Genomic DNA, 24,319 nt, shown 5'->3' with positions numbered 1-24,319 from the left:
TACGGTGTTGATTACGGCTGCTTTGCGACCTTGCCGTCCTTGAAAACCCAGCGAATCGCCTCGCCCTGACCGGTGAGCACATCGATCGATTCGAGCGGATTCCCGTCGACGACGAGCACGTCGGCCAGCGCACCCGGCGCAATCACACCGAGTTCGCCCACGCGATTCAGAATCTCCGCGCCGATGACCGTGGCCGAGCGCAGCGTCTCGGCCGCACCGAGCACGTCGGCACGAATCGTCAATTCGTCGGACTGGTATTTGTGCATGTCGCCGAGCAAGTCCGAGCCGAACCCCATCTTCACGCCCGCATCGCGATAGATGGCGAGCGACTCGCGACCGGCGCGTTGCACGCTCTCCACCTTGGCGACGGATTCCGGGGGCAGACCGAGCGACGCGCCGTCCTTGGCGAGGGCGTCGTAGGTCACGAGCGTGGGCACCACGTAGGCTCCTTTCTCCGCCATGAGCTTCGCCGTCTCGGCGTCGCACAGGTTGCCGTGCTCGATGGTGCGCACGCCGCAACGCACGGCGCGCGCGATGGCCTTCGGTGTGTAGGCGTGGGCCATCACGTAGGTTTGTGCGGCCTCCGCTTCCGCCACGGCCGCGCGGATTTCGTCTTCCGAATACTGTGTGTTGGCGATGGGATCGACCGGCGAGGCGACACCGCCCGAGGCCATCAGCTTGATCTGCGTCGCGCCCTTCTGAATCTCTTCACGCACGGCGAGGCGAATCGGATCGACACCGTCGACCACGCGGCCGATGGCGCCCGCACGGAACGCGCACGAGCACGGCTCCAGTGTGTCGCTGCGCGGACGGAAGTCGCCGTGACCGCCGGTTTGCGACAGCGCCTTGCCCGACGGGAAAATGCGCGGGCCGGGAATCACGCCTTGCTCGATGGCCTGTTGCAGCGCCCAGTCGGCGCCGCCGGCGTCGCGCACGGTCGTGAAGCCCCGGCTCAGCATGCCCTGCATGATCGGCAGCGATTTGAGCACGGTGAGCACGTTCGGCTGGCTGGCGTTCGTGCCGAGGTTCGGGTGCGACGCGAGCACGTGCACGTGGCAGTCGATCATGCCGGGCATGACGGTCTTGCCGGTGACGTCGATCACCGTGGCGCCGGCGATGTCGAGCGGCGTGGCGCTCACCGACGTGATGCGGTTGCCCTCGATGACGACATCATGGCGTTCGAGCAGACGGCCGGCGGCCGCGTCGAGCACGTTGCCGCCGCGAAGCAAAGTAACGGTCGTTGGGGACATGGGGGGAATTCCTTCGGAAAAAAACACAAGGCGCGCCGGATGAGGGCGCGCCTTGTTCGGAGAAAACTCAGGCCTTCGGCAGCGGCTTGACGAAACGCGTGCCCACAAGGCTGATGGCGGCGGCAACGATCACGTAGATCGCCGGGGCCATGTTGCTGCCCGTGCGGGCGATCAGCCACGTGATGATGAGCGCGGCGAAGCCGCCGAAGATCGTCACCGCGAAGTTGTACGCCACCGACAGGCCGGTCGAGAGCACCTTCGCCGGGAACAGCTCCGAGAACGCCGCGAGAATCGGGCCGGTATAGCACGCGATGAGCAGGCCGAAGACGATCTGGAACGTGAGCAGCGAGGGCAGGCCGGGGGCGACGTTGATGTACGTGAACATCGGCCATGCCAGCACCAGAATCAGCAGCGCCGAACCCGACAGGAACGGACGGCGGCCGATGCGATCTGCCAGACGTCCCACCACCGGCGCGAACACCAGGATCATTGCGCCGCCGACCATGCCGGCGGTGAAGCCGTACGAGGCGGGCAGGTGCAGCACACGCTGGGCGTACGTCGGCATGTAGAACAGCAGCACGTAGGTGCAGATCGTCCAGAGCACGACCATCGAGAAGCTCGCGAGTGTCTCCTTCGGGTACTGCGAGAAGACGTCGCGCAGCGGCGTGTCGGACTTTTCGGCGTGCTGGAACGTCGGCGTTTCGTCGATCTTGTTACGGATGTAGAAACCGACCGGGCCGATCAGCATGCCGACGATGAACGGCACACGCCAGCCCCACGATTCGAGCGACGCCTTGTCGAGTTCGGTCGTCACGAACGTACCCACGGCGGCGCCCAGCAGCACGGCGAAGCCGATGCTCGACTGGATCCATGCCGAGTAGTACGCGCGTTGATTCGGCGGTGCGTATTCGGTGAGGAACGCCGTGGCGCCGCCCATTTCGCCGCCGGCCGAGAAGCCTTGCAGCAGACGGGCGAGCACGATGATCAGCGGTGCGGCCAGACCGATCTGGTCGTACGTGGGTGCCAGACCGATCATCGCGGTGCCGGCGGCCATCAGCAGGATGGTGAGCGAGAGTGCGGCTTTACGGCCCACGCGATCGGAGTAGATGCCGAGCACGATGCCGCCGACCGGGCGCATGAAGAAGCCCACGCCGAAGGTGGCCACGGCCAGCAGGAACGACGACAGGTCGTCGCCCGTGGGGAAGAACTGCTTCGCAATGATGGCCGCGAAGAAGCTGTAGACGGTGAAGTCGAACCATTCCAGACCGTTGCCGATCACCGTCGCCACGATCGCGTGACGGCGCTGGCGGGCCAGGTTGTCTTGAGGCACTGCGTAGGTCGCCTGCATCTGTGTCTCCCGGAGGATGGGTGGCGTCCGTTGCGTGTCTTGCGTTCACGTCGTGCGGTAATACGCCTGCTTTTTTGTCGAATCACGTCTGTCGGCATGGCCGTGCCGGAAATCGGGAATCGTCCGGCCAGTACCGCCGTCGAACGTGCGCGGATAGGACAGAAAGTAGTTCAGACAAAATGACAGGCAAAGCGATAATTCCGCATGTTGCCATGCGCTGTACGCATGGCAACTTTTGAGACGTCACGTAACCCCTATGATGGGAAACGGGTTTCCGAGTAAATCCAGTTTCGGAAGATTCGAGCTGCGGCATGCTCGTGACGCTCGGCAGGCCACACGAGGTAGTAGCCGCCGCCCAGACTTGCCGTGGCATCGCAGGCGCGAACGAGCAGGCCCGCGTCGAGGCACGGGTCGATCATGTGCCGCCAGCCCATCACCAGTCCGCCGCCTTCGATGGCCATCTGCACGAGCAACGGATAGTAGTTCGCGCTGACCAGTCGCGGAAACTTGGGGGCGTTCACGCCCTGTAGCTCGAACCAGTCGGGCCAGTACATCCATTTGCGCTGCCCGTCTTCGATGAAGAGCAGCGTTTCGTTCACGAGATCGGCCGGAGTGAGTTTGCGCCCGTCCAGATAGGCCGGCGAGCAGACGGGAAAGACTTCTTCGTCGAACAGACGGCGACCCGAGAAGTCGGGCGGCAGGTCGTTGCGGACGTAGTACACGCCCAGATCGAATTCGGAGGCGGACAGCGACGCGATGCCGTCCTTTACGATCACGCGGATCTTGATGTTCGGATGTGCTGCGCGAAAGCGCATGAGTTGCGGCGTCATCCAGAGCACGGCGACACCGGACGAGCAGGCGACCGTGAGTTCCAGATCGCCGCGTCGTTTCATCAGATCGGCGGTGGCTTCGGCGCACTCCCCGAGCAGACGCTGAATCTGCTCGGCGTAGCGTTGTCCGGCCACCGTGAGCCGCAGCGTGCGATGCTCGCGTGTGAACAGCGCGCGCCCGAGAAACTCTTCGAGCTGCGCGATCTGCCGGCTCACCGCGCTCTGCGTGAGATTGAGCTCCGCTGCCGCCCGGGTGAAGCTCGCGTGACGCACGGCGGCGTCGAACGCAATCAGGCAGTGCAGCGGCGGCAGGGGCGAGATAGGCATATGGACGGACGGGGGGGCTTGCGCCTGATGCAAGATCAGGCGCGTTCGGGCACGTTCGGACGATCAGCGCTTGCCGACCATCTGCTCGGGACGGACCCACGCGTCGAACTGCTCGGCCGTGACATGGCCGAGTGCAAGGGCGGATGCCTTGAGCGTGGTGCCTTCCTTGTGCGCCTTCTTCGCGATCTGCGCGGCCTTGTCGTAGCCGATATGCGGGTTGAGCGCGGTCACGAGCATCAGCGACTCTTCGAGCAGCGAGGCAATGCGGGCGCGATTCGGCTCGATGCCGATGGCGCAGTTGTCGTTGAAGCTCACCGCGCCGTCGGCGAGCACGCGCACGCTTTGCAGGAAGTTGTGGATGAGCATCGGCTTGAACACGTTCAGTTCGAAGTTGCCCATCGAGCCGCCGACGTTGATCGTCACATCGTTGCCCAGCACCTGACAGCACAGCATCGTCATCGCTTCGCATTGGGTCGGGTTGACCTTGCCCGGCATGATCGAGCTGCCCGGTTCGTTTTCCGGAATCTGCAACTCACCGATACCGCAACGCGGGCCGCTGGCCAGCCAGCGCACGTCGTTGGCGATCTTCATCAGACTGGCGGCAAGCGTCTTGAGCGTGCCGTGTGCGTGGACGATGGCGTCGTTGGCGGCCAGCGCCTCGAACTTGTTCGGCGCGGTGACGAACGGCAGGCCGGTGTCCCTTGCGAGCGTGTCGGCGACCTTCTTCGCGAACTCGGGGTGCGCGTTCAGGCCCGTGCCCACGGCGGTGCCGCCGAGCGCGAGTTCCGCCACGTGCGGCAGGGCGTCGTCGACATGCTTCAGACCGTGATCGATCTGCGCGACCCAGCCGGAGATTTCCTGGCCGAGCGTGAGCGGCGTGGCGTCCTGCAAATGGGTACGGCCGATCTTGACGATGTCGTCGTAGGCGCGCGCTTTCGCATGCAGCGTGTCGCGCAACTGGCCGACGCTGGGCTTGAGGTGGTTCACGAGGGCGTCGAGCGCGGCTACGTTCATGGCGGTCGGGAAGACGTCGTTCGACGACTGGCCCTTGTTCACGTCGTCGTTCGGATGCACGAGGCGCGCTTCGCCACGCACACCGTCGAGCAGTTCGCTGGCGCGGTTGGCAAGCACTTCGTTCATGTTCATGTTCGACTGCGTGCCCGAGCCTGTCTGCCAGACGGCGAGCGGGAATTCTTCGTCATGCCGGCCGGCGACGACTTCGTCCGCCGCTTTGATGATCGCGTCGGCCTTCTTGGCGTCGAGCACGCCCAGGTCCTTGTTGACCTCGGCGGCGGCGCGCTTCACGCGAGCGAGCGCGCGCACCAGTTCGCGCGGCATCTTCTCGGTGGAGATCTTGAAGTTCAGCAGCGAGCGCTGCGTCTGCGCCCCCCATAGACGATCGGCCGGCACTGCAATTTCGCCGAAAGTATCGCGTTCCATTCGCACATCAGACATGGTCGATTCCTTGAAAGCAGAAGGGGGGAGCAATCCCCGAATTCTAGAACGTTGACGAACATCCGACACGGCACGTCGTTAGGGGACGCGCCACGTCACGGGAATGATTTGCGAGGAGGCGGGGCCTTTTCTGAGGTGTCGGACGCGCCGAACGCGAAGGCCTGAGCAGACGGGATTATGCGCCGGAATTGCGGTGCAGGGGTGCCCGGCCGGACATCGACGGCGCTGGCGTGGTGGCAATCGACGCCTCAGATGGCGCGCCGATGGCCGTCTCCCACGTTTCGCGCACGATCAGGCCCAGACGGCCGAGACCAGTTGCAGGGCGGCGGCGATGGCGGGCTCGTCGCGCCGCGACACGAGGGTGACGAATGTCAGTTCGGTCGGCACGCTCACGCCCTCGGCGATCGCCAGGCCGTGGGCGCGCGCCTCGCGCAGCGCGATCGAGTCGCGCACCAGCGACAGCCCGATGCCGGACTTCACCAGATCGAGCATCGACGGCTCCTGATCCACCTCCGCGACCTTCACGGGCGACACGCCGGCCTCGCCGAACACGGCGCTGAGCAGCCGGTTGTGGGCCGACTCCGGGGGCGTCCAGATCCACGGCAGCGCGGCGAGTTCGCGCCAGCCGCGCCGGGCGACGCGCTCGCGCCAGCCCGCCGGCGCCAGCACCTGATAGGAGAACGGCGTGAGCGTGATCGCATGAAACCGTGCGGGGTCGGGCGTGCCGATATAGAAGCCGACGTCCAGTGCGTTGCGCGCCAACTGGTGCAGCACGTCGCCCGACATGCTCTGGCGTAACGCTGTCTCGATGTGCGGATACGACTCCACCAGACGCTTCAGAAAGCCCCCCAGACGCGTGAATTCGGGGTCGAGGATGGTGCCGATGCGAAGGCGTCCGCGCACGGTTTCGCGCAACGCGCCTGCGGCCTGCTGAAGGTCGGCCAGCGCGGCGAGCATGCGCTCGGCCAACGGCAGCAGCACCTGCGCGTCGCGCGTGAGGGCGAGCCCCTGCGCCGTGCGCGTGAAGAGGGTCAGACGCAGCGCCTCCTGCAACGCCTTGACCTGAAGGCTGACCGCCGGTTGCGTCAGATGCAGCCGCTGCGCGGCGCGCGTGAGATTGCCCTCGTGGGCGATGGCGACAAAGGCGCGGAGATGGGCGAGTTCCATAGGGTGGCCGTCGGCGTGACGAGCGAGGTCGCTGGCGACCTCACGGAATCAATATAAAGGAATCTTATATTGCTTTTGATAATTTCTCATTGGATTGCTGCGCAGCGCAGCAGTACGCTTGTGGCTCATCGTCGCACGCGTCGCATGACTGCGCCGGTCGACGTGTTAGCGCAGCTGAGCGGCGGCCCCGTCGATGTCGCCAAATTCCAGGGAACGAACATGAGCAATGCTGATATTCCAACGATCCAGCACTTCATTGGCGGCCAGCGGGTGGCGGGCGACGGCGAGCGCTTCGCCGAGGTCTTCGATCCGGCGCAGGGCAAGGTCGGTGCGCGCGTCGCGCTGGCCAGCGTGCAGGATGTGAATGCCGCCGTGGCGGCCGCCAGGGCTGCGCTGCCGTCGTGGTCCGAGACCGCGCCGCTCAAGCGCGCCCGGGTGCTTTTCAAGTTCAAGGCGCTGCTCGATGCGCATCAGGACGAACTCGCGCGCATCATCACGCGGGAGCACGGCAAGGTGTTCTCCGACGCACGCGGCGAAGTCACGCGCGGCATCGAGATCGTCGAGTACGCCTGCGGTGCGCCGAATCTGCTCATGGGCAAGCACAGCGACAACATCGGCGGCGGCATCGACAACTGGCATCTGCGTCAGCCGGTCGGGGTGTGTGCCGGTATCACGCCGTTCAACTTCCCGGTGATGGTGCCGATGTGGATGTTCCCGATCGCGCTCGCCTGCGGCAACACGTTCGTGCTCAAGCCGTCGGAGCGCGATCCGTCGGCCAGTCTGCTGATCGCCGATCTGCTGCGCGAGGCCGGGTTGCCCGACGGTGTGTTCAACGTGGTGCAGGGCGACAAGGTCGCGGTCGACGCGTTGCTGGCGCACCCGGACGTCGAGGCGCTGTCGTTCGTCGGCTCCACGCCGATTGCCGAGTTCATCTACACGGAAGGCACGCGACGCGGCAAGCGGGTGCAGGCGCTGGGCGGCGCGAAGAACCATCTCGTCGTCATGCCCGATGCGAATCTCGATCAGGCGGTCGATGCGCTGATCGGTGCGGCTTACGGGTCGGCCGGCGAGCGCTGCATGGCGATTTCGGTGGCGGTGGCCGTGGGACAGGTGGCGGATCGGCTGGTCGAGGCGCTGGCGCCGCGCGTGAAGGCACTGCGTGTCGGACCGGGCGTGGACGACGCCTCGGAAATGGGGCCGGTCGTCACGGCCGCCCACAAGGCGAAGATTGAGGACTATATTGCACAAGGCGTGAGCGCGGGCGCGACGCTTCTCGTCGACGGACGCGGTTTGACGGTGCCGGGGCACGAGCAGGGATTCTTCCTCGGCGGCACGCTGTTCGATCATGTCACGCCCGAGATGCGCATCTATCGCGAAGAGATTTTCGGACCGGTGCTGGCGGTGGTGCGCGTGCCCGATCTGGCCTCGGCCATCGAGCTCATCAACGCGCATGAGTTCGGCAACGGCGTGTCGTGTTTTACGAGCGACGGCGGGGTGGCGCGCGCATTCTCGCGTCAGGTGAAGATCGGCATGGTGGGAATCAACGTGCCGATTCCGGTGCCGATGGCATGGCAGTCGTTCGGCGGGTGGAAGCGCTCGCTGTTCGGCGATCATCATGCCTATGGCGAGGAGGGCATTCGCTTTTACACCCGCTTCAAGAGCGTGATGCAGCGTTGGCCGGACAGCATCGCGAAGGGGGCCGAGTTTACGATGCCGGTGGCGAAGTGATTCAAAAATGAACCCGTGCGGGGTGGCGAGAGTCCACCCCACTCGGGTGCCGCACCAGAGCCGGCACCGCACCATGGCGAGTGCTGCGCCATCGACGGAGACATGCGGGAATGAGCAAGCAGGCGTTGCATACGGATAAGCCTTCGGAAAAACAGGAGCGCTTCGATTACGTCATCGTCGGGGCCGGGTCGGCCGGGTGCGTGCTGGCGAACCGGCTGACGCAGGACCCGGACGTCTCCGTACTGCTCCTCGAAGCGGGCGGCAAGGACGACTATCACTGGATTCACATTCCCGTCGGCTATCTCTATTGCATCGGCAATCCGCGCACGGACTGGCTGTATCGCACGCAGGCGGAAGACGGTCTGAACGGTCGCTCGCTCGCCTATCCGCGCGGTCGGGTACTCGGCGGCAGCTCGTCGATCAACGGCATGATTTACATGCGCGGGCAGCGTGAAGATTACGACGTGTGGGCCGACGCGACAGGCGACGACGGCTGGCGTTGGGACAACGTACTGCCGCTGTTCAAGCGCAGCGAAGACCACTACAAGGGCAGCACCGAGTTTCACGGCAGCGGCGGCGAATGGCGTGTGGAGAAGCAGCGGCTGTCATGGCGTGTGCTCGATTCGTTTGCCGACGCAGCCGAGCAGATCGGCATTCCGAAAACGGACGATTTCAATCGCGGCGACAACTTCGGCATCGGCTATTTCGAAGTGAATCAGCGACGCGGCGTGCGCTGGAGCGCGGCGAAGGGATTTCTGCGACCGGCGTCGCAGCGTCCGAATCTGACCGTGATCACCGGCGCGAGCGTGAGCCGTTTGCTGTTCGACGGCACGCGTTGCACGGGCGTGGCGTATCGCGGCGGCAACCAGGACTTCACGGCGCTCGCCAACGTCGAGACGATTCTGGCGGCGGGCGCGGTCAATTCGCCGCATCTGCTCGAAGTCTCGGGCATCGGCGACGGTGAGCGGTTGCGCGGTTTCGGCATCGATGTGGTGTCGCACCTGCCGGGGGTCGGCGAGAACTTGCAGGACCATTTGCAGTTGCGCACGGTGTACAAACTGCGCGGTGCGAAGACGCTCAATCTCACGGCGAACAGTCTGCTCGGCAAGCTGACGATCGGCATGCAGTACGTGTTCACGCAGCGCGGGCCGATGAGCATGGCGCCGTCGCAACTCGGGGCGTTCGCGCGCAGTCGTGACGACATTGCGCGCCCCGATCTGGAGTATCACGTGCAGCCGTTGTCGCTGGAGAAGTTCGGCGAGCCGTTGCACAAGTTCAATGCATTCACGGCGTCGGTGTGCAATCTGCGTCCGACATCGCGCGGCAGTGTGCATCTGACGTCGCCCGATGCGCGTGTTGCGCCGGGCATCGCGCCGCATTATCTGTCCACGCAGGAGGACCTGCGCGTGGCGGCCGATGCGATCCGGCTGACGCGTCGCATCGTGGGGGCGCCGGCGTTCGCGCGCTACGAGCCGCGCGAATATTTGCCGGGGCCGTCGTTCCAGAGCGACGAAGACCTCAAACGCGCGGCGGGCGATATCGGCACGACGATCTTCCACCCGGTCGGCACGTGCCGCATGGGGCGGGATGACGATGCGAACGCCGTGGTCGATTCGCAACTGCGCGTGCGCGGCGTGCAAGGCTTGCGTGTGGTCGACGCGTCGGTCATGCCGACGATCACCTCCGGCAACACCAATTCGCCCACGATCATGATTGCGGAGCGCGCGAGCGACATGATTCGCGCGGCGCGCAAGGCGGGGGTGCGCTAACGCGCAACGGTCGTTGGGAGAGCGAGCGGCGACGGCGCGGCATTGCCGTCATTTCCCCAAAAACTTACGTAGTAATACCTAATGTCCCGACGGGTGAGCGACGATAGCGCGGCGATCGCGGATCGATTTCGGCTGTCGCACATCGATTTGCGTGTGCCGCAAAAGCCTTGTCGGACAAGGGCTGTGCGCACGCTTGCCCTATATGACCGAACGTTCCGCAATGCGTGTGCGCATGCGCGTTTCGAAGGGTGCGAAGCTTAGTGCAAATCCCAATGATCGCGTTGCAGCAAACCCCACACAATAACGATTCCTTATGAGCGACCGAACCAAGAATTCGGCGTCGCATCGGGGACGCGGGGCACGTTGCCGACGACGCAAACCATAGCGTCATCTGCCTGCCTTGCGGTTGTCACAGACGATGGTGCCCAGGCTTGCGGCATACGCCCCGTGCTTCGCACCGCCAACCAGGAATGTGGCAGGAGACATGGCGAACAACGATTTCATTCTCGAAACCCGGGGACTCACCAAAGAGTTTCGTGGCTTCACCGCGGTGAACGGGGTCGACCTGCGCGTCGCGCGCGGCACTATTCACGCCTTGATCGGCCCGAACGGCGCCGGCAAGACCACCTGCTTCAACCTGCTGACGAAATTCCTCGTGCCCAGCGCCGGGACGATCACCTTCAACGGCGAAGACATCACGCGCGAAGCCCCCGCGCAAATCGCCCGTCGCGGCATCATCCGCTCATTTCAGATCTCCGCCGTGTTCCCGCACCTGACCGTGCTCGAGAACGTGCGTATCGGTCTGCAACGCAATCTGGGCACGTCGTTCCACTTCTGGAGCAGCAGCCGCACGCTGCGTCAACTCGACGCCCGCGCGATGGAATTGCTCGCGGAAGTCGGTCTCACCGAATTCGCGCAGACGCTCACCGTCGAACTGCCCTACGGCCGCAAACGTGCACTCGAAATCTCGACCACGCTTGCTATGGAGCCCGAACTAATGTTGCTCGACGAGCCTACGCAGGGCATGGGGCATGAAGACGTCGATCGCGTCACGGCGCTCATCAAGAAAGTGTCGGCGGGCCGCACGATTCTGATGGTCGAGCACAACATGAATGTGATCGCCGGCATCTCCGACACCATCACCGTGCTCCAGCGCGGCGAGGTGCTCGCGGAAGGACCGTATCACGAAGTCTCGAAGAATCCGCAGGTGATGGAAGCCTATATGGGCACGGCGGACGGCGAATTGCAGGGAGCCCACGGGTGAGGACGGCTATGTACGGTAACGGTGGCAATCAGGGAGGCGAGCGCGGCAAGAACGGGACGAATGTCCCTGCGCTGGAAGTTGAAGGCCTTCAGGCCTGGTACGGCGAATCGCACATCCTGCATGGCGTGGATCTGACGGTCGGTCGTGGCGAAGTCGTCACGCTGCTCGGGCGCAACGGTGCCGGGCGCACCACCACGCTGCGCGCGATCATGGGCCTGACCGGCCAGCGTCAGGGATCGATTCGCATCGCGGGTGAAGAAACGATTCATCTGCCGACGTACAAGGTCGCGCATCACGGTGTGGGGTATTGCCCCGAGGAGCGCGGCATTTTCGCCAGCCTGTCGTGCGAGGAGAACTTGCTGCTGCCGCCGTACATCGGCATGAGCGGCAATCGTCGCGAAGATGGCGGGCGCGGCATGTCGCTCGACGAAATCTACGACATGTTTCCGAACCTGAAAGAGCGACGCCACAGTCAGGGCACGCGTCTGTCGGGCGGTGAACAACAGATGCTGGCCGTCGCGCGCATTCTGCGCACCGGCGCCGACCTGCTGTTGCTCGACGAAATCTCCGAAGGCCTCGCGCCGGTGATCGTGCAGACGTTGGCCCGCATGATCACCACGCTCAAAGCGCGTGGCTACACCATCGTGATGGTGGAACAGAATTTCCGTTTTGCGGCTCCGCTGGCCGATCGCTTCTATGTGATGGAGCACGGCAAGATCGTGGAGCGCTTCAGCGCTCCGGAGCTGGAGACGAAGATGCCGGTGCTGCACGAGTTGTTGGGCGTATGAGGTGAGCTACCCGGTGGGCCTGCGGGTCGGGCATGCCGGGCGATGGACCCAGGCGATCAAATCCACGAAGGAGACGAAGATGACGATGCGGATGAAGGCGTTGGCCGTTGCGGCTGCGTTCGGTTTTGCGGCAATGGCCTCGCAGGCCCAGGCCGATGGCAATACGGTGAAGATCGGTTTCATCACCGATATGTCGGGCCTGTACACCGACATCGACGGGCAGGGCGGTGCGGAAGCCATCAAGATGGCCATTGCCGACTTCGGCGGAAAAGTGCTCGGCAAGCCGGTGGAACTGGTCACCGCCGATCACCAGAACAAAGCCGACGTCGCAGCCTCGAAGGCGCGCGAATGGTTCGATCGCGGTGGCGTGGATATGCTCATCGGCGGTACCAACTCGGGGACCGCTCTGGCGATGAACAAGGTCTCGGCCGAGAAGAAGAAGGTCTACATCAACGTCGGTGCCGGCTCCGACGCGCTCACTAACGATCAGTGCCAGCCGTACGGCGTGCACTACGCCTACGACACCGTCGCGCTCGCGCGCGGCACGGGCTCGGCGGTGGTCAAAGCGGGCGGCAAGTCGTGGTTCTTCCTGACGGCCGACTACGCGTTCGGTCATGCACTGGAGAAATCCACGTCCGACGTGGTCAAGGCCAACGGCGGCACGGTGGTCGGCCAGGTGCGTCACCCGCTCTCGGCGTCGGACTTCTCGTCCTATCTGCTTCAGGCGGGCAATTCCAAGGCGCAGGTGCTCGGCCTTGCGAACGCCGGCGGCGACACCATCAACGCGATCAAGGCGGCGAAGGAGTTCGGTATCAAGGGCAAGATGCAGATCGCCGGTCTGCTCGTGTTCATCAACGACATTCACTCGCTCGGGCTGGATAACACCGAGGGCATGTACCTGACCGATAGCTGGTACTGGGACAAGAACGACAAGACCCGCGCCTTCGCCAAGCGTTACTTCGAGAAGATGAAGAAGATGCCGTCGAGCCTGCAAGCCGGCGACTACTCGGCAGCCACGACCTATCTGAAGGCAGTGCAGGCCGCCGGCACGACCGACGCCGACAAGGTCATGGAGCAGTTGCACAAAATCAAGATCGACGACATGTTCAGCAAGGGTTACATCCGGAAGGACGGCACGATGGTCCACGACATGTACCTGATGCAAGTGAAGTCGAAGGCCGAATCGAAGTCGCCGTGGGACTACTACAAGGTCGTTGCGACGATTCCGGGCGAGAAGGCCTTCACCACCGAAGCCGAATCGACCTGCAAGCTCAAGTAAGCGTAGCAACCGCATAGCGTAGTTATCAGGTCACGATGCACCGATAGCGGCGGGACGTCTGTCCCGTCGCGACCTTTCTGCCAGAGAATCGATTTCGATGGAATTACTAGGCATCCCCCTGCCGGCGCTGTTGAGCCAACTGCTGCTGGGACTTGTGAACGGCTCGTTCTACGCCATGCTGAGTCTCGGCCTGGCGGTGATTTTCGGTCTGCTCAACGTGATCAACTTCGCGCACGGCGCGTTGTTCATGCTGGGGGCCATGCTCGCCTGGATGGGCGGCAACTATCTCGGCCTCAATTATTGGGTCATGCTGATTCTCGCCCCCATCGTGGTGGGTGTCATCGGTATCGTCATCGAGCGCACCATGCTGCGCTGGATCTACAAGCTCGATCATCTTTACGGCCTGCTGCTGACGTTCGGCATCACGCTCGTGCTCGAAGGCATATTCCGTTCGATTTACGGTGTCTCCGGTCAGCCGTTCGACGCCCCCGAGGCGCTCTCCGGCGCGACCAACCTCGGCTTCATGTTCATGCCGAACTACCGCGCGTGGGTGGTGGTCGCCTCGCTCGTGGTGTGTTTCGCAACGTGGTTCATCATCGAGAAGACCAAGATCGGTGCGTATCTGCGCGCCGGCACGGAGAACCCGAAGCTCGTGGAAGCATTCGGCGTGAACGTGCCGCTGATGATCACGCTTACGTACGGCTTCGGTGTCGCGCTCGCCGCGTTCGCCGGTGTGCTCGCGGCCCCCGTCATCCAGATCTCGCCGCTCATGGGACAGTCGATGATCATCACCGTGTTCGCGGTGGTCGTGATCGGCGGTATGGGCTCCATCATGGGCTCGATCGTCACCGGCCTGATGCTCGGCGTGATCGAAGGCTTCACCAAGGTGTTCTACCCGGAAGCCTCGGCGACCGTGGTGTTCTTCATCATGGTGATCGTGTTGCTGCTGCGCCCGGCTGGGCTGTTCGGCAAACAAAAGTAAGGGGCGGACAATGCAACAACCGATACAACAACGTGTGCTGTATGCGCTTTTGCTGCTCGCGCTGATCGTCGCGCCGTTCGCGGGCGCCTATCCGGTCTTCGTCATGAAGGTGCTGTGCTTCGCGCTTTTCGCCTGCGCGTTCAATCTGCTGCTGGGCTTCACGGGGTTGCTCTCGTTCGGACACGCGGCGTTTTTCGGCAGCGCGGGTTATGTCACGGGGTACGCGATTCGCAATCTCGGCTTCACGCCGGAAGTGGGCATTCTCGCGGGGGTGATCGCCGGGGCGGTGCTGGGGCTGGTGATCGGTTTGCTCGCGATCCGGCGTCAGGGCATCTACTTCGCGATGATTACGCTGGCGCTCGCGCAGATGCTCTATTTCTTTTGTCTGCAAGCGCCGTTCACCGGCGGCGAAGACGGTCTGCAAGGCGTGCCGCGCGGCGCACTGTTCGGCCTGCTGCCGCTCGATTCGGATCTCACGCTTTACTACGTCGTACTCGCCATCTGTGCGGCGGGCTTCCTGCTCATCATGCGTATCGTGCATTCGCCGTTCGGACAGGTGCTGGGGGCGATCAAGGAGAATGAGCCGCGCGCCATCTCGCTCGGTTACGACGTCGATCGTTTCAAGTTGCTGGCGTTCGTGCTCTCGGCAACGCTCGCCGCACTCGCCGGGTCGACCAAGACCCTGGTGCTCGGCTTCGAGACGCTCACCGACGTGCACTGGACGATGTCGGGCATGGTGATCCTGATGACGCTGGTCGGCGGTCTGGGGACGATGTTCGGCCCGGTGGTGGGCGCCGTGGTGATCATCGTGCTGGAAAACAAGCTCGGCGATATCGGCGCCTGGCTGGCCATGGCTACCGGTGTGACGTGGTTCCAGACACTCGGCGAGTCGGTGACCATCGTCATCGGTGCGATCTTCATCATCTGCGTGCTGTCGTTCCGGCGTGGTCTGGTCGGTGAACTCACGGCGCGCAGCCGGTTCTTCCGGGCGATGTCGCAGTCGTCGTAAATCGGGACACCGATGGCCGGAAATGTCCGGAAATGGCCGGAAAATGGGCAAAAACTGGAAGACGGCATCGTGGCGAATGCACCCGACTGGGGCGCGTACTCGTCACCCTGGCGCATGAATGTCAGAAAAAACCTAATTCGTAGGGGTAAATGCTGACTTGTGGTGCATTGGGTGCTCCTTTATTCTCTCCCTCAGTTCGCGTCACGGCAGGATATAGGGGCGAGGAACGAGGAGACAACAAGCGCGAAAACGCGCACCGCCAAAAAAGAAAGCCCTGTCGGAGAAAACTTCGACAGGGCTTTTTATATTGTGCTTCGGCACATCATTGCTTCACCGCTTCGCAAGGCCTTGTCTTCGACTGCACGCCGCACCGCCCGTACCCCCGCATCCTCTGCATCCTCTGCATCCTCTGCATCCTCTGCATCCTCCCGCACGGCTTGCCTCCCTGTCGCTACCGTCCCTGAAGTCAGCGCATTCGACGCGTGTGCATCCGGATGGCGACTGGCTCGTCGACCTGCGCACGATGCTTTCGGTTTCATTCCTCGTACCCCATATCGATGCGTGCCGGACCGTTTTTACGCCGTGTTGCGAGAATGGCACCGTTTTTGTACGCGCAATGCGGAATAAAAACGCTATGCTCGCCGTTTTCGTCTGGCGGCCCCTGAGGCGCGGGACGGTCAGGGTCGCCGGGATGTCGTGTATGGGGAATGTATGTTGACGAGTTGGGCGCTGAGCGATTTGTTGATGCTCGCGGGCGGAGCGTTTCTGGCCGGTCTGATCGACGCCGTGGTCGGCGGCGGCGGACTGATCGCCGTGCCGACGCTGTTCGCCGTCTTCCCCAACGCGGCGCCGCCGCTGCTGTTCGGCACGAACAAAATGGCGGGCATCTGGGGCACCGCCTCCGCCGCGTTGCGCTATGCACGCGGCATTCAACTGCGCTGGGCCATCGTAATGCCCGCGACCGCAGCGGCATTCGTCTTTTCGTTCTGCGGTGCGTACGCCGTGACGCACGTGCCTGCCGATGTGCTTCGCAAGGGGTTGCCGTTCCTGCTGGTGGCCGTGGCAGTCTACACCCTGCGCAAGAAGGATTTCGGGACGGTCCACGCCCCTGTGAAGGGCGGGACAGGGGTGACCCTGATGGCAATCGCCGTGGGCGGCGCCATCGGCTTCTACGACGGTTTCTTCGGACCCGGCACGGGCAGCTTCCTCGTGTTTCTGTTCGTCCGTCTTTTCGGGCAGGACTTCGTCAACGCGTCGGCGTCGTCCAAGATCGTGAACGTGGCGACCAATCTGGCCGCGCTCTTGCTCTTCGGCATGGGCGGGCATGTGTGGTGGCAGGTCGGTGCGGCCATGGCCGTGATGAACGTGCTGGGCAGTCTGATCGGCAGCCGTCTCGCGCTCAAGTACGGCGTGGGTTTCGTGCGGCGCATGTTTCTGGCCGTGCTCGCCGTGCTGATCGTGAAGACAGGCTACGACGCCTTTTTGCGTGGTTGAGGTTGCGCACCCGAGGCGGATGGCGGCATGCTCGCTGTGGCGGATGCCACAGGTGGGGAAACCGCACTTTACGAACTGGCGTCCGTGCCCGTAAGATGGGCGACAATTTACCGACTGAGCGGTCGGTTAATGTGGCGACGGCGGGGAGCCCCTGTCACACGGACGGCCGCGTAGACCTGTCGAAAAAACGAATTCGAGATTTTTGTGAGGAGACCCAAATGAAACTGAAGTTGCTGTGCATGGCCTCGGCCATGATGCTCGTCGCGGGCGTTGCGAACGCTCAGGTGAAGATTGGCGTGTCGCTGTCGGCGACCGGTCCGGCGGCTTCGCTGGGCATCCCCGAAAAGAACACGATTGCCCTGATGCCCAAGACGATCGACGGCCAGTCGGTGCAATACATCGTGCTCGACGACGCGACCGACACGACGACCGCCGTCAAGAACATGCGCAAGCTGATCAGTGAAGATCGCGTGGACGCCGTGATCGGCTCGACCGTCACGCCGAACTCGCTGGCAATGGTCGACGTTGCCGCCGAGACGAAGACACCGGTGATCTCGATGGCCGCAGGCGCCGCCATCGTGGAGCCGATGGACGAGAAGCGCACCTGGGCGTTCAAGACCCCGCAGAACGACATTCTCATGGCGACCGCCATTGCCGAGCACATGTCCAATAACGGTGTGAAGACGGCCGCGTTCATCGGCTTCGCCGACGCTTACGGCGAAGGCTGGCTCAAGGAATTCCAGAAGGCTGCCGATCTGAAGAAGATCAAGATCGTGGCGACCGAGCGCTTCAACCGCGCCGACACGTCGGTGACCGGCCAGACGCTCAAGATCATGGGCGCGAACCCGGACGCCGTGCTGATCGCCGGTTCGGGCACGCCGGCCGCCCTGCCGCAGCGCTCGCTCAAGGAGCGCGGCTACAAGGGCAAGCTGTATCAGACGCACGGTGTGGCGAACAACGACTTCCTGCGCGTTTGCGGTAAGGACTGCGAAGGGACGTACCTGCCGGCTGGCCCGCTGCTCGTCGTTGAGCAACTGCCGAACGACAACCCGGTGAAGAAGTCGGCCGCTGCCTATAAGGCGACCTATGAAAAGGCCTACGGTGCCGGGTCGATCTCGACCTTCGGCGGCCACGCGTGGGATGCCGGTCTGCTGCTGCAAAAGACCATCCCGGCCGCACTGAAGAAAGCCAAGGCGGGTACGCCGGAGTTCCGTGCAGCGCTGCGCGAAGCGCTCGAAAACGTGAAGGACATGCCGGGCACTGCCGGCATCTTCAACATGAGCAAGAACGATCACAACGGTCTGGATCAGCGCTCGCGCGTGATGGTGCAAATCGTCGACGGCAAGTGGAAATTGGCGAACTGATGCGCGTCGGGGCTGCCTATAGCATGCAGGCATGCCCCGCTGTCACATCAGATGCCTCTGCGGTATCAGCGCCCGGTTTGACGAGACGGGCCGGAAGAACGGGCGTTCGCGCCCGTTTTTTTTGAGCGTGGTAGTTTCGCGCGTCGCAAAGAGACGGCAGGACATGCATTGGCGAGCGGCACACCAGAGGCCGCATTGTCCCAACCTGATCGCCGCAGCCGGGGGGCTGAACGGACGATCCTTTCGAGCGTAAATCCATGACGGGTGAATTCGAACACCGCAACTTATCCTTGTTGTTGCTGCAATCGCGTGAAGCGGTGATGGGCCTTTTCCGTCCCTTGCTCAATTGCTACGACATCACGGAACAACAATGGCGCGTCATACGGGCCGTCAACGATAGCGAATCCGGGGAGATGGAAATCGGGCAGGTCGCGCGCGAGTGCTGCATCCTGAGCCCCAGCCTGTCGGGCATGCTCGAACGTATGGAGGCGTCCGGGCTCATCATGCGTCGCCGGGTCGCGGCCGATCAGCGTCGCGTGATGGTGTCGCTCACGCCGTCGAGCCGAGCCCTGTGCAAGAAGCTCGGGCCGCTGGTCGAGGCGCGCTATCGGTATCTGGAAGATAAGGTGGGGCGCGACACGCTCGCCGAAATCTACCGGCTGCTCGACGTGGTTCGCGAAGCGTTGCCGCCGGAAGTGCTGGCCGACGCGCCGTCGCTCCCGACCAAGCCGCGCCGCCGTCGCAAGGCGGCCTGAGCGGGCGGGACCGTCGGCAGCAAAGTCGGCAGCACAGTCGGGTGGCCACGCAGCACCGCGCGTGACCGGTGAGGACGCACGATGCAGACCCGAGGAGGCACCTCGGCGTGCGTCGGCTTGGGTTGGCGAGTGGGGGCAAGGGTGGGCACCGCCGGAGACGGAAGCCGTCATCTCAGTAATCACCCGAGTTTTACCAATGCATAACGATTTATACAATTCATAATTCGCTGCGCTGCGACACGGGGAACGTGCGAGGTGTATCGATGTGAAGGGGAACGGGGTGGCAGCGCGCTGCGCCGTGCATCACACCGGCTGTCTCGCCAGCCGGTACAAGAAGTACTCAAACGAAGTGAGAGGAGCATGGATCTTTCGATTGCAGCCATCCTGGCGCAGGACGGCATCACCACGGGTGCGATTTATGCCTTGCTGGCATTGGCGCTCGTGTTGGTGTTCTCCGTCACCCGCGTCATCTTCATTCCGCAGGGCGAGTTCGTGTCGTATGGCGCGCTCACGCTGGCGGCACTCCAGACACAGAAGTTTCCGCTCACGAGCTGGCTGCTCGTGGCGATGGGCATCTGCACGTTCATCGTGGAGACGGCCGGCGTGCTGCGTCACAGCGAGCGTCGCAAACTGGCTGGACGCCTCGTGCCGGTGCTTGCGGGCAAATATCTGGTGTTCCCGATCGCCGTGTTCTTCGTGGCGAAGGCGCTCACACCGATGACCTTGCCCATGCTCGTGCAGATCGCGCTCACGCTGCTGCTCGTCGTGCCGATGGGGCCGATGCTTTACCGTCTGGCGTATCAGCCGCTCGCCGAGGCGAGCACGCTGTTGCTGCTGATCGTCTCGGTCGGCGTGCACTTCGCGCTGACGGGGCTGGGGCTGGTGATGTTCGGTGCCGAGGGGTCGCGCACGCAGGCGTTCTCGGACGCAAGCTTCAACATCGGCTCGGTGATGGTGTCCGGACAGAGCTTGTGGGTGGTTGGCGTATCCGTCGTGATGATTCTGGCGCTTTACTTCTACTTCGACCGTTCACTCTCGGGCAAGGCGTTGCGCGCCACGGCCGTGAACCGTCTGGGTGCGCGTCTGGTGGGTATCGGCACGGTGCAGGCCGGCCGGCTGGCGTTCACGCTGGCGGCGGTGCTGGGGGTGCTGTGCGGCATTCTGATCGCACCGATCACGACCATCTATTACGAATCGGGCTTCCTGATCGGTCTGAAGGGCTTCGTGGGCGCGATCATCGGTGGTCTGGTGAGTTACCCGGTCGCGGCGCTGGGCGCCATTCTCGTGGGCCTGCTGGAGTCGTATTCGTCGTTTTGGGCGAGTGCGTACAAAGAGGTCATCGTCTTCACGCTGATCCTTCCGGTGCTGCTGTGGCTGTCGCTCACGAGCAAGCATGTGGAAGAAGACGAGGAATAAGCCGGGGCGGACCACAGAATGAAAAACAAATACTTCCTGATTTTCCTGGTGCTGCTGGCGGTGCTGCCGGTGTTGCCGGCACCCGTGCGTTTGCCTGAGTATTGGGTGACGCTGCTCAATTACATCGGCCTGTACAGCATCGTCGCCATCGGCCTCGTGCTGCTGACCGGCGTGGCGGGCATGACGTCGTTCGGACAGGCGGCGTTCGTCGGTCTGGGCGCTTATGCGACCGCGTATCTGACGACGGCTTACGGGGCATCGCCCTGGCTCGGCCTGGTCGTCGGTGTGGCGATCACGGCGGGTGCAGCGCTCATCATCGGCGCGATCACGATGCGTCTGTCCGGCCACTTCCTGCCGTTGGGCACGATTGCGTGGGGACTGGCGCTGTACTACCTGTTCGGCAACCTCGAATTCCTGGGCAAGTACGACGGCCTGAACGACATTCCGACCATCAATCTGTTCGGTCTGGAGTTGGCGAGCGGGCGTCAGATGTACTATCTGATCTGGATCGTGGTCGTGCTGGCGGTGGTGTCGATCAAGAACCTGCTGGACTCGCGTCCCGGCCGTGCCATTCGCGCGCTCAAGGGCGGCGGCGTGATGGCCGAGGCGATGGGCGTGAACACGGCGTGGATGAAGGTCGTCGTATTCGTCTATGCGGCGGTGCTCGCAGCGATTTCGGGCTGGCTGTACGCGCATTTGCAGCGTGCCGTGAACCCGACGCCGTTCAACCTGAACCACGGCATCGAATATCTGTTCATGGCGGTGGTCGGTGGTGTGTCGCATGTGTGGGGCGCGGTGCTGGGCGCGGCGATCCTTACGGTGCTCAAGGACTACTTGCAGAACATTCTGCCGGTGCTGCTGGGCGCGAACGGCAACTTCGAGACCATCGTCTTCGGCATCTTGCTCGTGTTGCTGCTGCAATATGCGCGCGACGGCGTGTGGCCGTTCTTCGGCAAAATCTTCCCGGCGCGTCGTGTCGCGAAGGCGCCGGCGCAGGCGCAAGCGCTGGGGCATCGTGCGAAGCCCGCTGTCGGCGAAGTCGTGCTCAAGCTGGAGAAGGCGCGCAAGGAGTTCGGTGGTCTGGTCGCGGTGAACGACGTGTCGTTCGAGGTCAAGGCAGGTGAGATCGTCGGTCTGATCGGTCCGAACGGGGCGGGCAAGTCGACCACGTTCAACCTCGTCACGGGGGTGTTGCAGGCGACGCGCGGCGAAATCTCGTTCCTGGGCGAGCGTATCGACCGTCTGCCGTCCCGCGAGATCGTCAAGCGCGGCATTGGGCGGACCTTCCAGCACGTGCGTCTGATGCCGCATATGAGCGTGCTCGAGAACGTGGCGATCGGCGCGTATCTGCGTGACAAGAACGGGCTGCGTCGCCGTCCGCAGGGTGGTGTGTGGTCCAGCGTGTTGCGTCTGGATCGTCAAGAAGAAGCCATGCTGTTGCACGAAGCCAGGTTGCAGATCGAACGTGTCGGGCTTGGCGCTCACATGTACGACGAAGCGGGCAGCCTGGCCCTCGGTCAGCAACGTATTCTGGAAATTGCGCGTGCGCTGGCGTGCGACCCGACGCTGCTGCTGCTCGACGAGCCGGCTGCCGGTCTGCGTTATAAAGAGAAGCAGGCGCTGGGCGATCTGCTCAGGAAGCTCAAGGACGAGGGCATGAGCGTGCTGCTGGTCGAGCATGACATGGACTTCGTGATGAATCTGACGGATCACCTGGTGGTGATGGAGTTCGGCACCAAGATTGCGGAGGGGCTGCCGGAAGACGTGCAGAAGAACCCGGCGGTGCTCGAAGCGTACCTTGGAGGGGTGGAGTGATGGCTAACGCGATTCTTGAGGTCAGGGACCTCGCCGTCGCATACGGCAAAGTCGAGGCGGTGCATGGGGCGCATCTTCGGGTCGGCGCGGGGCAGATCGTCACCGTGATCGGTCCGAACGGTGCGGGCAAGTCGTCGATGCTCAACGCCATCATGGGGGCGCTGCCGCATAACGGGTCGAGCAAGGGGAGCGTGGCGTATCTCGGTCAGGAGATGTCGGCGTTGTCCATCGAGGCGCGTGTCTCGCGGGGCATGTGTCTCGTACCGGAGAAGCGCGAGTTGTTCTCGACGATGACCGTCGAGGACAACCTGTTGCTCGGGGCATATCGTCGCAAGAAGGCAGGGGAGAAGAACTTCCTGGACCAGATGGAAGTGGTCTACGCGCTTTTCCCGCGTCTGAAGGAGCGTCGTGTGCAGCAGGCGGGGACGCTGTCGGGCGGCGAGCGTCAGATGCTGGCCGTGGGTCGTGCGCTGATGGCCAAGCCGCAGCTGCTGATGCTCGACGAACCGAGCTTGGGGTTGGCGCCGCTGATCGTGAAGGAAATCTTCCATATCATCAACGACTTACGCAAGACTGGAGTGGCCACGCTCCTGATCGAGCAGAACGCCCGTGCGGCCTTGCAAGTCGCTGACTATGCCTACGTCATCGAAACGGGTGAGCTGGCGCTGGAAGGTCCTGCACAGGAGCTGGCAAGCAATCCGAAGGTCATCGAGACTTACCTCGGGTTGGCGAAGAAGGCGGCCTGACGCATCCGCCCATTCGCATTGGCTGTAGAGAAGCCCGCCGCTCGGCGGGCTTTTTCTTTTCCGGCGGGGCAATGGTTGGCGAACGGTCGTTCGAAGGGGGGGGCTATCGGAGAGCGACAGGGTGTATGCGGCTTATCCGTCCCCAATTTTCTTGGGCCGGAGCGGGAAGTGATCCCGATTGTGTGCTAAGTCACTTATTCACAGTTGCTTGTGGATATGTGTGGGTAACGCAAATCTATGGCGCACCGCCGCAACAAGGGGTTACGGGATTTTTTCGAATTTCGAGTGAAATTGACGCGCCAGGTTATCCACAGAAAAGCAAATTCCTGAAATCGTATTTCGACGGATGGCGGGGGATGTGGATAACGCGACGGATCGAGAGATGTGCGCCTGGTGGAGAAGTGTGCTTTCGACTTCGTTTTGGTAGGTTTTGTTTCGCTACCGATTTTTGTTTCACGTGAAACCTGGGTTTGGGGCGCGGTGGTTCTCCTCTCAAAACCACATTCCTATTGTCGCGGCGTAATGGTTGCATTGCGCCGTGGAGATCGACGACGCCCCTGCGCGCCAACTTTAAAGTCGCTCCGTCAGCGCGCCCGGTTCTCGACACGCAAGCTTCCCGATGAAAGGCGTAGACGCAGCGCTTGTTGCGCTCTCGTCATATTTTTCCGGGAGCCATGCCGGAACCCTTGGGTGATCAGAAACCACGTGCTTCTTTTCGGCAGACGGGCAATCGATCCCGCGCCCATTCGCCTTCACGTGTGAAGAACCAGCGTTCTTGTTTCACGTGAAACAGGACGGCGAATGTGTGGTGACGAAGCAGAAGCGTGAGTCAGAAGTGTGAGTCGAGGCCCCGTGCCGGGCAACTGAAGATAACGGGACAGTGCGCGTAACGCGTCGTGCATGTTTCACGTGAAACGCAGTGCTTTTGAGGGCGGCGCTTGGACGCCGCGTAGGCTTTCGCGGGAGAGAGGGGAGTGTGCCCACTTCGACGTTTCACGAGAAACATCCGTGAAGCAGGGCGCTAACTAGAGAACCGTCGACTTGGCGGGGGCAAAGCTCGTTCCGAGATCATGCCGAACGTTTTCCGCCTCACGGCGGTGGGGTAGCCCATATGCGTGTGAGGGTCGAGTCAGGGCCTGACGTACGGTTGAGAATTTGCAGCGCCTAAACATCGCGGAGGACCTGACTCGGAAAGTCCTTGGATGTTTCACGTGGAACATTCGCCCGAACAGCCGTCGATCGTCCATTGGAAATCCGCTTGGCGAAGATTGCTGGTGCCCTGACGGAGTGACTTTAAGTTGGAACGTAGTCAGGGTGCCGGCGATCTTCGCTGCCCGGAAGTGAAGGAGAGTGAGAGAGTTGTTGGCGGGTGTGGTGTTTGAGGGAAGCGTGAGGCCACCGGTGTAAATCAAATCAGTCGTTCCCTCGAAATGTTTCACGTGAAACACCCACCGAAACTGCCATCGGTCGTCCATTGGAAATCCGCTTGGCGAAGATTGCCGGTGCCCTGACGGAGTGACTTTAAGTTGGAAC

General features: G+C 63.0%; 18 protein-coding genes. 13 read left to right on the top strand and 5 right to left on the bottom strand.

The window, feature by feature from the left end:
* Positions 1-11 precede the first annotated feature (11 nt).
* The 5 genes from PAN31108_RS22025 to PAN31108_RS22005 form a co-directional block, all read right to left on the bottom strand.
* Positions 12-1,250 (bottom strand): metal-dependent hydrolase family protein, encoded by a 1,239-nt coding sequence (locus PAN31108_RS22025; RefSeq protein WP_150670904.1) that lies wholly within the window; start codon positions 1,248-1,250, stop codon positions 12-14.
* A gap of 67 nt (positions 1,251-1,317) precedes the next feature.
* On the bottom strand, positions 1,318-2,598 hold the full coding sequence (locus PAN31108_RS22020; RefSeq protein WP_150670903.1) for an MFS transporter: 1,281 nt from the start codon (positions 2,596-2,598) through the stop codon (positions 1,318-1,320).
* Positions 2,599-2,852: 254 nt separating this feature from the next.
* On the bottom strand, positions 2,853-3,755 hold the full coding sequence (locus PAN31108_RS22015; protein WP_150670902.1) for a LysR substrate-binding domain-containing protein: 903 nt from the start codon (positions 3,753-3,755) through the stop codon (positions 2,853-2,855).
* A 63-nt stretch (positions 3,756-3,818) separates the two neighbouring features.
* Positions 3,819-5,210 (bottom strand): class II fumarate hydratase, encoded by a 1,392-nt coding sequence (fumC, locus tag PAN31108_RS22010; RefSeq protein ID WP_150670901.1) that lies wholly within the window; start codon positions 5,208-5,210, stop codon positions 3,819-3,821.
* Between the two features lie 291 nt (positions 5,211-5,501).
* On the bottom strand, positions 5,502-6,377 hold the full coding sequence (locus tag PAN31108_RS22005; protein WP_150670900.1) for a LysR family transcriptional regulator: 876 nt from the start codon (positions 6,375-6,377) through the stop codon (positions 5,502-5,504).
* A 219-nt stretch (positions 6,378-6,596) separates the two neighbouring features.
* On the opposite strand from PAN31108_RS22005, the gene PAN31108_RS22000 reads away from it, so the two are divergent.
* From PAN31108_RS22000 to PAN31108_RS21940, 13 genes are all read left to right on the top strand, one after another.
* Complete coding sequence (locus tag PAN31108_RS22000; protein WP_174995098.1) at positions 6,597-8,105, top strand: CoA-acylating methylmalonate-semialdehyde dehydrogenase; 1,509 nt, start codon at positions 6,597-6,599, stop codon at positions 8,103-8,105.
* A gap of 110 nt (positions 8,106-8,215) precedes the next feature.
* Positions 8,216-9,874: a GMC family oxidoreductase gene (locus PAN31108_RS21995; RefSeq protein WP_150670899.1), complete on the top strand. Its 1,659-nt coding sequence runs from the start codon at positions 8,216-8,218 to the stop codon at positions 9,872-9,874.
* Between the two features lie 484 nt (positions 9,875-10,358).
* A complete protein-coding gene (locus PAN31108_RS21990; protein WP_150670898.1) occupies positions 10,359-11,138 on the top strand; it encodes an ABC transporter ATP-binding protein in 780 nt (259 codons plus the stop codon).
* Positions 11,139-11,146: 8 nt separating this feature from the next.
* Positions 11,147-11,926 (top strand): ABC transporter ATP-binding protein, encoded by a 780-nt coding sequence (locus PAN31108_RS21985; RefSeq protein ID WP_150670897.1) that lies wholly within the window; start codon positions 11,147-11,149, stop codon positions 11,924-11,926.
* A gap of 85 nt (positions 11,927-12,011) precedes the next feature.
* Complete coding sequence (locus PAN31108_RS21980; protein WP_150670945.1) at positions 12,012-13,205, top strand: ABC transporter substrate-binding protein; 1,194 nt, start codon at positions 12,012-12,014, stop codon at positions 13,203-13,205.
* Between the two features lie 97 nt (positions 13,206-13,302).
* Complete coding sequence (locus PAN31108_RS21975; RefSeq protein WP_150670896.1) at positions 13,303-14,187, top strand: branched-chain amino acid ABC transporter permease; 885 nt, start codon at positions 13,303-13,305, stop codon at positions 14,185-14,187.
* A gap of 10 nt (positions 14,188-14,197) precedes the next feature.
* Positions 14,198-15,196, top strand: a complete 999-nt coding sequence (locus PAN31108_RS21970; RefSeq protein WP_150670895.1) for a branched-chain amino acid ABC transporter permease — start codon at positions 14,198-14,200, stop codon at positions 15,194-15,196.
* 711 nt (positions 15,197-15,907) lie between these two features.
* Positions 15,908-16,690 (top strand): sulfite exporter TauE/SafE family protein, encoded by a 783-nt coding sequence (locus tag PAN31108_RS21965; protein ID WP_150670894.1) that lies wholly within the window; start codon positions 15,908-15,910, stop codon positions 16,688-16,690.
* A 218-nt stretch (positions 16,691-16,908) separates the two neighbouring features.
* Positions 16,909-18,054 carry an ABC transporter substrate-binding protein gene (locus PAN31108_RS21960; protein WP_150670893.1) on the top strand — a complete coding sequence of 382 codons (1,146 nt, stop codon included), beginning with the start codon at positions 16,909-16,911 and terminating at the stop codon, positions 18,052-18,054.
* Positions 18,055-18,311: 257 nt separating this feature from the next.
* Positions 18,312-18,809: a homoprotocatechuate degradation operon regulator HpaR gene (gene hpaR / locus PAN31108_RS21955; protein WP_150670892.1), complete on the top strand. Its 498-nt coding sequence runs from the start codon at positions 18,312-18,314 to the stop codon at positions 18,807-18,809.
* A 360-nt stretch (positions 18,810-19,169) separates the two neighbouring features.
* Positions 19,170-20,225 (top strand): branched-chain amino acid ABC transporter permease, encoded by a 1,056-nt coding sequence (locus PAN31108_RS21950; protein ID WP_150670891.1) that lies wholly within the window; start codon positions 19,170-19,172, stop codon positions 20,223-20,225.
* Positions 20,226-20,243: 18 nt separating this feature from the next.
* Positions 20,244-22,040: a branched-chain amino acid ABC transporter ATP-binding protein/permease gene (locus tag PAN31108_RS21945; protein ID WP_150670890.1), complete on the top strand. Its 1,797-nt coding sequence runs from the start codon at positions 20,244-20,246 to the stop codon at positions 22,038-22,040.
* Positions 22,040-22,786, top strand: coding sequence for an ABC transporter ATP-binding protein (locus tag PAN31108_RS21940; RefSeq protein ID WP_150670889.1), 747 nt, complete (start codon positions 22,040-22,042; stop codon positions 22,784-22,786). Before PAN31108_RS21945 ends, PAN31108_RS21940 begins: the two co-directional genes overlap by 1 nt.
* The last annotated feature ends 1,533 nt before the right edge of the window (positions 22,787-24,319 follow it).

This window comes from Pandoraea anhela (assembly GCF_902459655.1).
In the GTDB taxonomy this organism is placed as follows: Bacteria; Pseudomonadota; Gammaproteobacteria; order Burkholderiales; family Burkholderiaceae; genus Pandoraea; species Pandoraea anhela.
Note: the sequence above shows the minus strand (reverse complement) of the source record. Positions and strands in the feature narration are given on the sequence as shown.

Coding starts and splice junctions, on each gene's coding strand:
- PAN31108_RS22025 (WP_150670904.1), bottom strand. CDS start 1,250: ATGTCCCCAACGACCGTTACTTTGCTTCGCGGCGGCAACGTGCTCGAC.
- PAN31108_RS22020 (WP_150670903.1), bottom strand. CDS start 2,598: ATGCAGGCGACCTACGCAGTGCCTCAAGACAACCTGGCCCGCCAGCGC.
- PAN31108_RS22015 (WP_150670902.1), bottom strand. CDS start 3,755: ATGCCTATCTCGCCCCTGCCGCCGCTGCACTGCCTGATTGCGTTCGAC.
- fumC (WP_150670901.1), bottom strand. CDS start 5,210: ATGTCTGATGTGCGAATGGAACGCGATACTTTCGGCGAAATTGCAGTG.
- PAN31108_RS22005 (WP_150670900.1), bottom strand. CDS start 6,377: ATGGAACTCGCCCATCTCCGCGCCTTTGTCGCCATCGCCCACGAGGGC.
- PAN31108_RS22000 (WP_174995098.1), top strand. CDS start 6,597: ATGAGCAATGCTGATATTCCAACGATCCAGCACTTCATTGGCGGCCAG.
- PAN31108_RS21995 (WP_150670899.1), top strand. CDS start 8,216: ATGAGCAAGCAGGCGTTGCATACGGATAAGCCTTCGGAAAAACAGGAG.
- PAN31108_RS21990 (WP_150670898.1), top strand. CDS start 10,359: ATGGCGAACAACGATTTCATTCTCGAAACCCGGGGACTCACCAAAGAG.
- PAN31108_RS21985 (WP_150670897.1), top strand. CDS start 11,147: ATGTACGGTAACGGTGGCAATCAGGGAGGCGAGCGCGGCAAGAACGGG.
- PAN31108_RS21980 (WP_150670945.1), top strand. CDS start 12,012: ATGCGGATGAAGGCGTTGGCCGTTGCGGCTGCGTTCGGTTTTGCGGCA.
- PAN31108_RS21975 (WP_150670896.1), top strand. CDS start 13,303: ATGGAATTACTAGGCATCCCCCTGCCGGCGCTGTTGAGCCAACTGCTG.
- PAN31108_RS21970 (WP_150670895.1), top strand. CDS start 14,198: ATGCAACAACCGATACAACAACGTGTGCTGTATGCGCTTTTGCTGCTC.
- PAN31108_RS21965 (WP_150670894.1), top strand. CDS start 15,908: ATGTTGACGAGTTGGGCGCTGAGCGATTTGTTGATGCTCGCGGGCGGA.
- PAN31108_RS21960 (WP_150670893.1), top strand. CDS start 16,909: ATGAAACTGAAGTTGCTGTGCATGGCCTCGGCCATGATGCTCGTCGCG.
- hpaR (WP_150670892.1), top strand. CDS start 18,312: ATGACGGGTGAATTCGAACACCGCAACTTATCCTTGTTGTTGCTGCAA.
- PAN31108_RS21950 (WP_150670891.1), top strand. CDS start 19,170: ATGGATCTTTCGATTGCAGCCATCCTGGCGCAGGACGGCATCACCACG.
- PAN31108_RS21945 (WP_150670890.1), top strand. CDS start 20,244: ATGAAAAACAAATACTTCCTGATTTTCCTGGTGCTGCTGGCGGTGCTG.
- PAN31108_RS21940 (WP_150670889.1), top strand. CDS start 22,040: ATGGCTAACGCGATTCTTGAGGTCAGGGACCTCGCCGTCGCATACGGC.